The following is a 12880-nucleotide window of genomic DNA, read 5'->3' on the forward strand; positions in this document are numbered from 1 at the left end:
CGATGAAAATGAACATGCAATTCAAGCCGTCAAGCCGGGTTCGCGCCATCAACTGGAACCGCATCGAGGACGACAAGGATCTTGAGGTCTGGAACCGCCTGACCGGCAATTTCTGGCTGCCGGAAAAGGTGCCCTTGTCGAACGATATTCAATCCTGGGCGACGCTGAAACCTGAGGAGCAGCAGCTCACCATCCGCGTCTTCACCGGCCTGACGCTGCTCGACACGATCCAGAATGGTGTCGGCGCCGTCAAGCTGATGGCTGATGCCGCCACGCCGCATGAAGAAGCGGTGCTGTCGAACATCTCCTTCATGGAAGCCGTGCACGCACGCTCCTATTCGTCGATCTTTTCGACGCTTTGCCTGACGCCTGACGTCGATGACGCCTATCGCTGGTCGGAGGAGAACGAGTTCCTGCAGAAGAAATCGACGCTGATCATGGAGCAGTATGCCTCCGGCGATCCCTTGAAGAAGAAGGTTGCAAGCGTCTTCCTTGAAAGCTTCCTGTTTTATTCCGGCTTCTATCTGCCGATGTTCTGGTCGAGCCGCGCCAAGCTTACCAATACGGCCGACATGATCCGTCTCATCATCCGTGATGAAGCCGTGCATGGCTATTACATCGGTTACAAGTTCCAGCGCGGGCTCGAGCGGCTTTCGGAAGAGCGCAGGCAAGAGATCAAGGATTTCGCCTTCGATCTTCTGCTGGAGCTTTATGACAACGAAGCCAAGTACACCGAGGCGCTCTATGATGGCGTCGGCCTGACTGAGGACGTCAAGAAGTTCCTGCATTACAACGCTAACAAGGCGCTGATGAATCTTGGTTATGAGGCGCTCTTTCCGGTCGAAGCCTGCAAGGTCAATCCGGCCATCCTCTCGGCACTATCTCCGAATGCGGATGAGAACCACGACTTTTTCTCAGGCTCCGGCTCGTCCTATGTCATCGGCAAGGCCGTCGCCACCGAAGACGAGGACTGGAATTTCTAAGATTGCATCTTCCGCCGCCTGGATAATTTATCCATCGTTTCCGATCGCAGCTATTAGGCTGCGATTGCTGTTCTAAGATGTCGGTGGCAGCGATCGGCATCGCGCTTTGCAGATCTGTCAAAATCCCATGATACGCCCGCTGAAGACGTGTGGTTCCGGGCGATTCGCGCGTATTCTCGCGAGATGAGGACCTATCATGGACTATGCCGACTATATCGCCGATCCCTCGCGCGATTGTGCGATCGTCGTTCATCGCGGGATCTGGCGCGCCGCGCCGGAAAACAGCCTGCTTGCGATCGAGCGGGCGATTTCAGCCGGCTACGATGTGGTCGAGATCGATGTGCGATGCAGCAGCGATGGCGAGTTCTTTCTTCTGCATGACGATACGCTCGAGCGAACGGCTGGCCTCGCCCGAGAGGCGGAGGGGTTGACGCTGCAGCAATTGTCGAACCTGAACCTGCGCGATCGTGATGGCGGCGAGGCGAACCGGATGACCGATGAAAAGCTGCCGAGCCTGAAGGACGTCTTCGATCTCACGCGCGGTCGCATTTTCCTGCATCTCGATGTCAAGCGCAGTGACATGATCCCCGGCGTGATCGCCTGCGCCAGGGCGATGGGCGTCGATCGGCAGGTCGACTTCTGGAGCGATCTGAAAACCTCGGACGATCTCGCCTGGATCCAGAGCAACGTGTCGCCGGAGATGGTACTTCTCATGGCGAAAACACGCCTCGGTTCTGTGGATGCCGAGAGCCAGCTTGATCTTCTCCGTCAACTCAAGCCGCTGCTCTGCGAAATCTACTTCGACAGTCTTGACCAGCTCGCGGCCCGCAAGGCGCTTTTTGTGGATGCGGGTATGCGCCTGTGGGTCAATACCCTCGATTCCGTTTCCTGCGCGGGCTTCACGGATACTGCCGCCCTGCAGGATCCTGCTGCGATTTGGGGCAGGCTTGTCGATGCCGGCGTCTCTGCCATCCAGACGGATGAGGCTGAGGCGCTGAGGACCTATCTCGATACGCGTTGACCAGCCCTTCGATGCGATCAGCAAGCGCGGTCGCCTTGGTTTGAAAACGCAAACGGCCGGCTCTAACAAATAGAGCCGGCCGTTGAACTGTGGGATCCTAACGATCCGGATTACTTGTTGAGCGCATCCTTCAGCGCCTTGGCCGGCGTGAAGGCGAGCTTCTTCGATGCTGCAACCTTGATGGTTGCGCCCGTTCCCGGATTGCGTGCTTCGCGCGCCGGCGTATCCTTGACTTTGAACTTGCCAAAGCCCGGGATCGAGGTTTCGGCGCCGGATGTTGCGGCTCCGGTAATGGCTGCAAAGACGGCTTCGACAATCGCCTTGCTCTGGACTTTGGTAAGCTTGTGGTCTGCAGCAATCTTGTCTGCAATTTCATTGGTGGTGGTCATGAGGCTTCCCCCGCATTGATGACGGTGGAATCATTTCCATTGCCGATGTCCATTGTCACCTGGAGTCCGGGTCGGAAAGGCCTAGAATGCCCGTATTTCCACAGGTTCCGACGCATCGAGGCCATTTCGAACGCTTTCCGCAAGCGATTTTCCAATCAAGGCCTCTGTTAGGCCGGCCGATAGGAGAGCGGTCAGCGCTATCCGCAGACGCCTGCGAATCTGCGGAAAGAACCGGAATCAGAGCTCCGGCCCCCTTCACCATACGGATGCGAGCGGTAATGGAGTCATTGAAACTGGCCTTTTGCCCGGCAGGTCTATAGAGGCTTGGCTGTGACCAATAGGTGGAACGGACAATGGAACACGAGATCAAGATAGACAACCGCGGTGATTTCGGGCTTTGGGCCATCGAGGTCGCAAAGCAGATCATCAGCGATGAGGGCTTTGAATTGGCAAGAGCCGCACGGGACGGCACGGAGGATGATGTCCGCGCGGCCGGTAACGCACTTGGCCAGGCCATCACCAATGCGATGATGGAAGTCTATGACGGTTTGATCGAAGGAGCGGATGAAGATTAGGATCGTCTTCGAAGGGTGTGGCCAGTCATCCGCATGCTCGCGCGGCTGGCTTGCTCTGGATTGAAATCTGAAAGTTGCACCAACTTAAAATCGCAGCCTTACAATCACGAACAGGCATCCCCATATAGGGGCGGGTTAGTCTTTCTGCCCTATGACAGGAGAGCCAATGTTCAGTGCAGTACCGCGTTTCGCCAAGATCGCAGCCATCGTCGTCCTTGCCGCCGCGTCGTCTTTAGCGACCTTTGACGCTGCCGATGCACGCCGAGCTGGATCCAGCGGCTTCGGAAGCCGCGGAACGCGCACCTTTGATACCCCGGCCATAACACGGACGGCGCCTACGCAGGCTGCCCCGATCGACCGGTCGATGACGCAGCGGCCGCAGCAGCAAACGACGACGCAGCCGCCGCTCGGCGCGCCGCAGCGTCCAGGTCTTTTCGGCGGCTTCGGTGGGTCGATGATCGGTGGCCTGATCGCCGGCGGTCTTCTGGGCATGATGCTCGGTCACGGTTTCGGCGGCGGCATCGGCTTCCTCGGCATGCTGCTGCAGATCGGTCTGATCGTGTTGCTGATCAGTTTTGCCATGCGTTTCTTCGCAAACCGCCAGCGGACACAATATGCAGCACCGGGATCGGGCACGTCCTACAATATGAATCCGATGAACAACGCAGGTGTTTCCCCGCGCCCTTCCTTCTCCATCCCGTCTATCGGCGGTGGAGCGGCGGCCGCGCCGAAGGCGCGCCAAGCCAATGACGAGATCGGGTTGCAGCAGGCCGATCTCGATCGCTTCGAGCACCTTCTGACAGAAATCCAGTCGGCCTATGGTAAGGAAGACTATGCCACGCTGCGCCGGCTGACCACGCCGGAGGCGATGTCCTACCTCGCCGAAGAACTTGGGGAAAACGCGACCAGCGGCGTGCGCAACAGCGTTTCCGACGTCCGGCTGCTGCAAGGCGATATCGCCGAAGCGTGGCGCGAGGGCAATGCCGAATATGCGACGCTTGCCATGCGCTATTCGAGCATCGACGCGATGGTCGATCGCGCGACCGGGAAACTCGTCGACGGCGACGATCGCAACCCTTCGGAAACGACGGAACTCTGGACCTTCGTGCGCAAGCCGGGTTCGGACTGGACGCTTTCAGCGATCCAGGGAACGGAGCTGCACTGATCTGCGCAGTTTCCGCAGAGCCCCGCCTCGCGAGGGATCGCGGGCGGCTGGCCATGTCCATAAACTGATTGTTCTCATCCTTTAAACTTAAAGACGTCAAGCGGCTGTCGAAGACGACGCTGCATCCGCCTTGACTCGCCAAATCTGTCCTCTAATGTGCCGATGTGGAAACGTTACCACATCGGGAGGAAATGGATGAAATCCGCGCGGTTCAACCGCCTGTTCGGCGTGTCCGGAAATTGTTTCGACGTCGCCATAGACCATGGCATGTTCAATGAACGGACCTTTCTCGCTGGCATCGAGGATATGCGAACGGCGATCAAGGTCATTGCCGATGCCGCGCCCGATGCCATCCAGCTTCCGCCGGGCACCGCACCCATTCTGCAGGCGATCCCCGGCAAAAGTCGTCCGGCTTTGGTGCTGCGGACCGATATCGCCAATATCTACGGCAATCCGCTGCCATCGGCGCTGTTTTCCGAAATGATCGACCGAGGCGTGGAGCAGGCCGTCGCACTCGACGCCGCCTGTGTGGTCGTCAATCTTTTGATGCTGCCGGACCAGCCGGAAGTTTATCGCGCCTGCGTGCGCAACGTGAACAGCCTGAAGCGCGAATGTGAGATTTACGGCATGCCTTTGATGGTCGAGCCGCTGGTCATGCAGGATAATTCCAAGGGCGCCTACATGGTCGATGGGGCGATCGACAAGATCCTGCCGCTGGTACGTCAGGCTGCCGAACTTGGCGCCGACATCATCAAGGCCGATCCCTGTGACGACGTGCGGGAATATCACCGCGTCATCGAGATTGCTCAGGGCTTGCCCGTACTGGTGCGTGGCGGCGGCCGCGTCTCGGATCAGGAAATCCTTTCACGTACGAAACAGCTGATGGAGCAGGGCGCCCGCGGCATCGTCTATGGCCGCAACGTCATCCAGCACAGTAATCCCGCCGGCATGACGCGCGCCCTAATGGCGATCGTCCATGAGGAGGCTTCCGTCGAAGATGCCTCGCGGCATCTCGCCTGATGCATCCTGGGAGAAGGAAACATGAAGAAGGTATTCCGCTTCGGCGTCATCGGCTGCGGCCTGATGGGGCGTGAATTCGCAAGCGCCGCCGCACGCTGGCTGCATCTTGCCGACACGAGGGCACGGCCGGAAATCGTTGCCGTCTGCGACACCAATGAGGCGCTGCTCGACTGGTTCAAGGACAATGTGCCGTCGGTTCGGCAATTCACTAGCGACTATAAGGAGCTGCTCGCCAATCCGGATGTTGACGCGGTCTATTGCGCCGTGCCGCATGTGCTGCATAAACAGTTTTACGTCGATATCCTGAAGGCCGGAAAGCATCTGCTGGGCGAAAAACCGTTCGGCATGGATGCGGCACAGAACCGCGAGATCATGGCGGTGCTTGCCGAGAACCCGAAGCTTCTGGTTCGCTGCTCGTCGGAAATGCCCTTCTTCCCTGGAGCGCAGAAGGTCATCGCGCTCGCCGAAAGCGGCGAGATGGGTGATATCCTCGAAGTCGAGGCCGGTTTCCTGCATTCTTCCGACATCGACAGGCAAAAGCCAATCAACTGGAAGCGCATGGCCGATATCAATGGCGAATACGGCTGCATGGGCGATCTCGGCATGCATGTGCTGCATGTACCGCTGCGGCTCGGCTGGCGTCCGCAGACCCTGCATGCGCAGCTGGTCAAGAAGATCACCGAGCGCCCCGATGGCAAGGGCGGGATGGTGCCGTGTACGACCTGGGACAATGCGACGATCAGCACTCGCGTCAGTACGGGCGGTCAGGATTTTCCGATGATTTTGAAGACCTGGCGTATCGCACCGGGTGAGGCCAATAGCTGGTATATTCGCATCCTTGGCATGAAAAAGAGCGCCTTCTTTACTACCAAGGCGCCGCGGCAATGGCAGTGGATGGATTATACCGGCGGCGTGCAGGCCTGGAGTACCGAAGATTTGGGATACGGCTCGCTCTTCCCGGCGATAACAGGCAAGATCTTCGAATTCGGCTTCGCCGATGCCATTCAGCAAATGTGGGCTGCCTTCGTCGATGAATTGGCCGGCGGAAACGCCAACGGCTTCACCTGTGCCACGCCGGAAGAGGCGCAGGCGCATCACGCAGTGCTGACGGCGGCACTGAAATCCGGCCGTGAAAATATCGTCGTGCCGGTCGATTACGAAGGAGCGACCGTCCGATGAAGCGCTCCGAAATCAACGAAGCGCTGCGGCGCGCAAGTAAAACCGTAGGCCATTGGCGCTGGTCGCTGCCAGAGTGGGGTTATTGGACCGCGGCGGACTTCGCTGCAAATCCGGAGGCGGCGCGCTATCTGCGTAGTCATCAGCTGGGGTGGGATGTCACTGATTTCGGCTCGGGCCGTTTTGCCGAATGCGGCCTCGTGCTCTTCTGCTTGCGCAACGGCATCGTCGGTGTCGAAGGCGAACGCACCTATGCCGAAAAGCTGCTTTTCGTTGAGGAAGGGCAGGTCACGCCGACCCATCGTCACCAGGCGAAGATGGAAGACATCATCAACAGGGCCGGCGGCGATCTCGTCATTGAATTCGCTGCGACCGATGCCGAGGGCAATGTGCTGCAGGATGACGTGACCGTCCCGGTCGACGGCTTGCCGAAAAAACTTGCGGCATGGGAGCCGTTGGTTCTTTCTCCTGGCCGGAGCGTGACGATCCCCACCGGGCTCTATCATCGCTTCTACGGCCGCAAAGGCGGCGGTCCGGTCTTCGTCGGCGAAGTCAGCCAGGTCAATGACGACAATAGCGACAATTACTTTCTGGAACCGATCGGGCGCTTCGCCGCGATCGAGGAGGACGAGCCGCCGCTCAGGCCTCTATGGAATGAGGCAGGTGGCTGATGCGGACCGGGGAGGAGGTTCACGACGGCGAAAAGAAGGACCAGGGAGGTATCGTCTGCGCGGGAAACTTCATCGTCGACCGTGTCCATACGCTGTCCTACTGGCCCGAGCAGGGTAATCTTGCTTATATTCAGCATCAGGATGTGGGCGTTGGCGGCGGGGCCGCCAATGTCGTCACCGATCTCGCCTCCCTCGGCTTTCCCGGGAAGCTTGCCGCCGCCGGTTGTATCGGCGCGGATATCGATGGCGGGATCGTCAAGGCGCGGCTTCAGAGCGCCGGTATCGATGCAAGCGGTCTGCGGGAGCTTCCCGACCGTGCAACAGCTCATACGCATGTCATGAACGTGCCGGGGCAGAACCGCACTTTCTTCTATCACGGCGGTGCCAATGATGCGGTGACGGACGCGCTCCTCTCGCCCGCGACCTTTGCCAACGCCGGTTACCGGCTGTTCTATCTCGGCTATCTCATGCTCCTGCCTGGTCTCGATATGCTCGATGCGGATGGCCGATCCGGAGCATCGCGCCTGCTGGAGGCCGCGCGCAATGCCGGCCTGATCACTTGCGTCGATTTCGTCTCCAGTGAGGATCCGGAATTCGCGGCAAAGGTTGGCGCGGCGCTGCCCTATTGCGATTATCTTGTCATCAACGAAATCGAAGTAGGGCGGGCAACCGGCGTGACCGTGCGGGACACGAAAGGGGAGCTGAACGAGGCCGCACTGTTGGCGGCGGGTGAGCAGCTGTTGGCGCGGGGTGTCGCCAAGGGCGCAATCATTCACGCTCCGGAAATCTGTTTCTGGTTTGCACCGGGCGTGAAGCCAATTGTCTCACGCTCCCGGCCAGTTGATCCGGCGGAAATCGTCAGTACCGTCGGCGCCGGCGATGCTTTCTGCGCCGCTGTACTTTACGGTCTGCATGAGGACTGGCCCGTCGAGCGCATCTGCGCTGCTGCACATGCTGCCGCTGCGCGTTGCCTGAGGGGGGCAACCGCGACGGATGGCATTCCCCACATGGCGGCACTTCTGGAGGATATAAAGGAGATGCAGCTCGCCGGTGTCTAGCGCACCGCTGTGGAGCGGCAACGCCATCCTTGAGTGCTATAGTGCCGATGGGAGCGGCGCGATAGTGAGCGAATCAAATTTTACGCTTGGAGGAGGCGAATGAGGGCAGTCCGTTTGGAAGCAATCGGCGATATGACCATGCATATGGTCGAGAAGCCGAGCGCCGGTCCGGGAGAGATTGTCGTGCGGGTGCTGGCCGCCGGCATCTGCGGGTCAGACCGGCACATGTACAAGGGCGAATATCCGACGGCGATCCCCATGACCTTGGGCCACGAGTTCTGCGGCCTCGTCGAGGAGGTGGGCGAGGGCGTTACCTCATTCGTGGGCGGTGAACTCGTAACCATAGACCCGAATATCGCTTGTGGCACATGCCCCGCCTGTCGGCGCGGGCGGCCAAATCTCTGCGCCAACCTCACGGCTATCGGCGTGACGCGCGATGGCGGCTTTGCCGAATATGTCGTAGTTCCCTGCGAACAGGCGTTCATACTGCCTGCGGATCTCGATCCCGTTCACGGCGCCTTCTGCGAGCCGCTGGCCTGCTGCATCCATGCCATCGACAAGGCACAAATCCGTCCGGGCGACAGCGTCGCCATATTGGGCGGTGGTGTCATTGGCTTGCTCATGGTCCAACTGGCGCGCCTCGCAGGCGCTGACCAGATCATCCTGATCACGAGGCAGCTGTCACGGCGGGAAGCAGCTTTGCGCCTGGGTGCAACACAGGCCCTCGATCCGACGGCGATCGACGCTGTTGCTGCTGTGCGGGATGCGACCGGCGGGGGCGTCGATGTCGTCATAGAATGCGCCGGCGTTCCCGAAACGCTGCAGACCGGCGTCCGGATGGTGCGGCGCGGCGGTGCCTTCGTGCTGTTCGGCGTGACGCCTGCTGGCCTCCTAGTGCCCGTTCTGCCGTTCGATCTGCTCGTCAATGAAGTCGAGATCAGGCCAGCCTATCTCAATCCATTCACCCACGCTCGCGCCGCTGCCATGGTGGCAAGCGGGATTCTTGAGCTGGATTCGCTGGTTACGAAGACGATTGGCCTTGAGGATGTTGCAAGCGTGGTCGGCAGCGCTCCGTTGGCTGGCGAAATCAAGGTCATCGTCCGGCCCTGAGCGCTGCTTGCATTCATGTGCGAACGAGGCCGGTGGAGTCGCGCCGGATCAAGGTGACAGGCACTTTGATGAGGCTATCCATTCGCGGCTCGCCATCGACCTGGTCTTCATCGATCAGGGCCTCCAATCGCCGGACCGCCTGCTCGCCGACGCCGCGGATCGGTTGGGCGATGGTCGTCAACCGCGGAAAGACATAGGCCGCCTCCGGCAGATCGTCGAAACCGATCACCGAATAGTCGCGAGGCACGGAAAAGCCGTGATCTTGAACGGCGTGGATTGCGGCAATCGCCGAAATATCCGTCGTGCCGATGATAGCAGTCAGTTCGGGCCGAGATGCCAGCAACTCCCTTGCGAGCGGATAGGTCGCCGCGAAGCTGTGCTCCTCGGCCATGGCTATTGCGGCGGGAGCCATGCCGTTTCCAGCCATTTCAGCCGTGATGCCGAGAAGGCGAAGCTGGACAGGCTGGCTATGGGCGGGAGCGCCGACGATACCGATTGCGCGATGACCGAGTTCGATCAGGTGACGGGCCATCAATCGTCCGCCTTCCTCGTGATCGGCCATGACGGCCTCGCCGGCTATTCCGGGAAGCTCGCGGTCGATGGCGACGATCGGGATATGGGCCTCACGCAACGCCTCGAAATGCTCGGTGCTGCCGAAGGCGCTGGCGACGATGACGCCGTCGACGCGCTGAGACAGCAGCATGGAAATATAGCGCGCCTCGTGATCCATGTTTTCGGCGGTGCTGCAGATCAACGTCTGATAGCCGCGCCGGAACAATTCCTGCTCGATGGCGTGGGCGAGGATGCCAAAGAAGGGTACGTCGATGGAAGGCAGCATAAGGCCGATCATGCGGCTCGGCGCGCCGCGAAGCATCCGCGCACCCTTGCTTGGCGTGTAATTGAGCGTGCGAATGGCCGCTTCCACGCGCTCTCGGAGTTCCGGAGAGGCATAGCCACTGTTGTTCAGCACGCGCGAGACCGACGAGACGGACGTTCCCGCAAGTTTGGCGATATGTCTGATGCTGGTCGTCACTTGCGCGCGTTTCTTTGGCTTGCGGTCGAATGGTCGGGAGCAAGACTGTCGGAGTGCAGGCCAACTCGCCCTCGGACTTAATCACTGCCAGAATGCTGCATCAAGCGCCATCCATGCGGTCTTAATATCTGGCTATGCCAAATCCTTCTATATTAGGCTTTTCGCATATGATGTGATGCAATTATGGAGGGTGGCTGAGATCGATGAAGCATCTTAAATGTCCTGTGCGGATCATTCAGGAAATTCAATAAAATAGCGGCCCCATGCCCATGGAATATGCCTCGTTCTTCGAGCGAGTTTGGCAATGCGGGCGGGCATCCGCTTCGCGTATGAACATAGTTTTAGACCGTCATCATCCGCCCCGGCATTTATAAGATTTTTATATCTTCCGCTTTTCCGCCGTCTCGAACCTTAATGCGGTTCGGTCGCATATTACATCTGGAAGATACACCCAAAGTGATCTTCCTGGTCGGCAGGAAAAAGAGGCGCTCTGAGCAAGAGCGCTCTCCATCATTTCTGCATTCAACAATAACAATCAAGGAATCGCGATCAATGATGGACATTATTCTTGTCGGGATCGGCGTTTTATTCTTCCTCCTCTGTGTCGCTTATACCAAGGCCTGCGACAGCCTCTAGTCGGAGAGACGGCAATGCTTCTCGATTACATTCTCGGTGGCGGCGTGACGATCTTTCTCACCGTCTACCTGGTCTATGCTCTCATTCGCCCCGAGCGCTTCTGACAGCGCTGGATAGGGAAAGTTACCTCCATGACCTTCAACGGATGGCTTCAGATCCTCATTTATATCGGGATCCTTCTCCTGCTCGTCAAACCGCTCGGCGGTTACATGACGCGTGTCTTTACCGGCGAGCGCACCTTCTTCTCTTTCGTCCTCCGTCCTGTGGAACGGGGGCTTTATCGTTTGGCCGGCACGGATGAACGCGAAGAGCAGCACTGGACGACCTATTCTGTCTCCATGCTGCTGTTCAGCCTCGCGGGTTTCCTCGTTCTTTACGCCCTGCAGCGACTGCAAGGCAGCCTGCCGTATAATCCGGCCGGCATGACCGCAGTCGGCCCGGAACTGTCCTTCAACACGGCAACGAGCTTCGTCACCAATACCAATTGGCAGAATTACGGCGGCGAGAGCACGATGTCTTACCTCGTGCAGATGGCCGGCCTGACGGTGCAGAACTTCGTGTCTGCGGCAACCGGCATTGCCATTGCCATTGCGCTGATCCGTGCTTTCGCACGTGCCTCGGGCAAGGCGATCGGCAACTTCTGGGTCGATATGGTCCGTGCGACGCTCTACGTCCTCTTGCCGATCTGCATCGTGCTGACGATTGCTTTCGTCTATCTCGGTGTGCCGCAGACGCTCGGCCCCTATGTCAATGCCACGACGCTCGAAGGCGCGCAGCAGACGATCGCCGTCGGTCCCGTTGCCTCGCAGCTTGCCATCAAGATGCTCGGCACGAATGGCGGCGGCTTCTTCAATGCCAACTCGGCGCATCCGTTCGAAAACCCCGACGCCATCTCCAACCTCCTGCAGATGCTGGCGATCTTCGCCATCGGCGCGGCGCTGACCAATGTCTTCGGTCGTATGGTCGGCAGCCAGCGTCAGGGCTGGGCGATCCTGGCCGCGATGGGCACACTGTTCATCGCCGGCGTGATCGTCACCTATTGGGCTGAAGCGGCAGGCAATCCGCTTGTTCATGCGCTCGGTATCCAGGGCGGCAATATGGAAGGCAAGGAAGCCCGCTTCGGTATTGCCGCCTCCTCGCTCTTCGCCGTCATCACCACCGCCGCATCCTGCGGCGCGGTCAACGGCATGCTCGACAGCTTCACCGCGATCGGCGGCCTGATCCCGCTCATCAACCTGCAGCTTGGCGAAGTCATCGTCGGCGGCGTCGGCGCCGGCTTCTACGGCATCCTGATGTTCGTCGTCATCGCCATCTTCGTTGCGGGTCTGATGGTCGGGCGCACGCCGGAATATCTCGGCAAGAAGATCGAGGCCAAGGAAGTGAAGATGGCAATGCTTGCCGTGCTTTGCCTGCCCGCCGGCATGCTGATCTTCACGGCGATCTCCGTGGTATTGCCTTCCGCCGTAGCCTCGATCGCCAATGCCGGTCCGCACGGCTTCTCGGAAATCCTCTATGCCTATAGCTCGGCGGCGGCAAACAACGGCTCGGCCTTCGGCGGCCTGACGGGCAATACCTCCTGGTACAATATCACGCTCGGTATCGTCATGCTGATCGGCCGTTTCCTGGTCATCGTTCCGGCCCTTGCGATTGCCGGTTCCCTGATCAGCAAGAAGACGGTTCCTGCCTCGGCCGGCACCTTCCCAACGGATGGTCCGCTCTTCGTTGGTCTGCTTGTTGGTACGATCCTGATCGTCGGCGGTTTGACCTTCTTCCCGGCGCTGGCGCTCGGACCGATCGTCGAACATCTGTCGATGATTGCAGGCCAGACCTTTTAAGGAATGACGGCCATGAGCCAACCGCTTCTAGGCAAGCTTAAAAAAGTCATCGATCCACGCCCCTTCGACAGGGGGCGTGGCCCGGCCGGAACAACCTGCGCGTCCGACGCCATTTTGCTGGCGATGGTTGCCCTGTTCCTCGGCCTTGTCGTCTTCGGATTTCTAATCGGCTGATCGGCGGCGTTCCGATCTGACGTTTTCCTCTTCA

Annotated in this window: 14 protein-coding genes; 12 read left to right on the forward strand and 2 right to left on the reverse strand. The window is 59.4% G+C overall.

Going from position 1 to position 12880, the window contains the following annotated elements:
* Positions 1 to 8 precede the first annotated feature (8 nt).
* Positions 9 to 983 (forward strand): class 1b ribonucleoside-diphosphate reductase subunit beta, encoded by a 975-nt coding sequence (gene nrdF, locus FBZ97_RS11930; protein ID WP_113351072.1) that lies wholly within the window; start codon positions 9 to 11, stop codon positions 981 to 983.
* 196 nt (positions 984 to 1179) lie between these two features.
* A complete protein-coding gene (locus FBZ97_RS11935) occupies positions 1180 to 2004 on the forward strand; it encodes a glycerophosphodiester phosphodiesterase family protein (RefSeq protein WP_145319780.1) in 825 nt (274 codons plus the stop codon).
* A 110-nt stretch (positions 2005 to 2114) separates the two neighbouring features.
* On the opposite strand, the gene FBZ97_RS11940 is transcribed toward FBZ97_RS11935, so the two are convergent.
* Entirely contained in the window at positions 2115 to 2393 is a 279-nt protein-coding gene (locus FBZ97_RS11940) for an HU family DNA-binding protein (protein WP_069609985.1), read from the reverse strand.
* Between the two features lie 353 nt (positions 2394 to 2746).
* Here FBZ97_RS11940 and FBZ97_RS11945 point away from each other — a divergent pair, with 353 nt between their 5' ends.
* The 7 genes from FBZ97_RS11945 to FBZ97_RS11975 all read left to right on the forward strand — a co-directional run bounded on the left by FBZ97_RS11945 (position 2747) and on the right by FBZ97_RS11975 (position 9168).
* On the forward strand, positions 2747 to 2968 hold the full coding sequence (locus FBZ97_RS11945; RefSeq protein WP_095437446.1) for a hypothetical protein: 222 nt from the start codon (positions 2747 to 2749) through the stop codon (positions 2966 to 2968).
* 166 nt (positions 2969 to 3134) lie between these two features.
* The gene (locus FBZ97_RS11950; protein WP_145319782.1) at positions 3135 to 4133 is read left to right on the forward strand and encodes a Tim44 domain-containing protein; all 999 of its coding nucleotides are present in this window, start codon (positions 3135 to 3137) and stop codon (positions 4131 to 4133) included.
* A 195-nt stretch (positions 4134 to 4328) separates the two neighbouring features.
* On the forward strand, positions 4329 to 5153 hold the full coding sequence (locus tag FBZ97_RS11955; protein WP_145319784.1) for an aldolase: 825 nt from the start codon (positions 4329 to 4331) through the stop codon (positions 5151 to 5153).
* Between the two features lie 21 nt (positions 5154 to 5174).
* A complete protein-coding gene (locus FBZ97_RS11960) occupies positions 5175 to 6332 on the forward strand; it encodes a Gfo/Idh/MocA family oxidoreductase (RefSeq protein WP_145319786.1) in 1158 nt (385 codons plus the stop codon).
* Positions 6329 to 7000, forward strand: a complete 672-nt coding sequence (locus tag FBZ97_RS11965) for a D-lyxose/D-mannose family sugar isomerase (RefSeq protein WP_145319788.1) — start codon at positions 6329 to 6331, stop codon at positions 6998 to 7000. The genes FBZ97_RS11960 and FBZ97_RS11965 overlap by 4 nt, the downstream gene beginning before the upstream one ends.
* On the forward strand, positions 7000 to 8058 hold the full coding sequence (locus tag FBZ97_RS11970) for a carbohydrate kinase family protein (RefSeq protein WP_145319790.1): 1059 nt from the start codon (positions 7000 to 7002) through the stop codon (positions 8056 to 8058). Before FBZ97_RS11965 ends, FBZ97_RS11970 begins: the two co-directional genes overlap by 1 nt.
* A 99-nt stretch (positions 8059 to 8157) precedes the next feature.
* A complete protein-coding gene (locus tag FBZ97_RS11975) occupies positions 8158 to 9168 on the forward strand; it encodes a zinc-dependent alcohol dehydrogenase family protein (RefSeq protein WP_145319792.1) in 1011 nt (336 codons plus the stop codon).
* A 13-nt stretch (positions 9169 to 9181) separates the two neighbouring features.
* Here FBZ97_RS11975 and FBZ97_RS11980 read toward each other — a convergent pair whose 3' ends face one another.
* The gene (locus FBZ97_RS11980; protein ID WP_113329244.1) at positions 9182 to 10201 is read right to left on the reverse strand and encodes a LacI family DNA-binding transcriptional regulator; all 1020 of its coding nucleotides are present in this window, start codon (positions 10199 to 10201) and stop codon (positions 9182 to 9184) included.
* A gap of 650 nt (positions 10202 to 10851) precedes the next feature.
* Between FBZ97_RS11980 and kdpF the strand changes: the two genes are divergently transcribed.
* The 3 genes from kdpF to FBZ97_RS34395 are packed head-to-tail and all read left to right on the forward strand — an operon-like array spanning position 10852 to position 12846.
* Positions 10852 to 10941, forward strand: coding sequence for a K(+)-transporting ATPase subunit F (kdpF, locus tag FBZ97_RS11990; RefSeq protein WP_041678183.1), 90 nt, complete (start codon positions 10852 to 10854; stop codon positions 10939 to 10941).
* A 27-nt stretch (positions 10942 to 10968) separates the two neighbouring features.
* The gene (gene kdpA / locus FBZ97_RS11995) at positions 10969 to 12672 is read left to right on the forward strand and encodes a potassium-transporting ATPase subunit KdpA (RefSeq protein ID WP_145319796.1); all 1704 of its coding nucleotides are present in this window, start codon (positions 10969 to 10971) and stop codon (positions 12670 to 12672) included.
* 12 nt (positions 12673 to 12684) lie between these two features.
* Positions 12685 to 12846, forward strand: coding sequence for a hypothetical protein (locus FBZ97_RS34395; protein ID WP_156090756.1), 162 nt, complete (start codon positions 12685 to 12687; stop codon positions 12844 to 12846).
* Positions 12847 to 12880 lie beyond the last annotated feature (34 nt).

It is taken from the genome of Rhizobium sp. ERR 942 (assembly GCF_007828395.1).
Lineage (GTDB): Bacteria > Pseudomonadota > Alphaproteobacteria > Rhizobiales > Rhizobiaceae > Rhizobium > Rhizobium dioscoreae.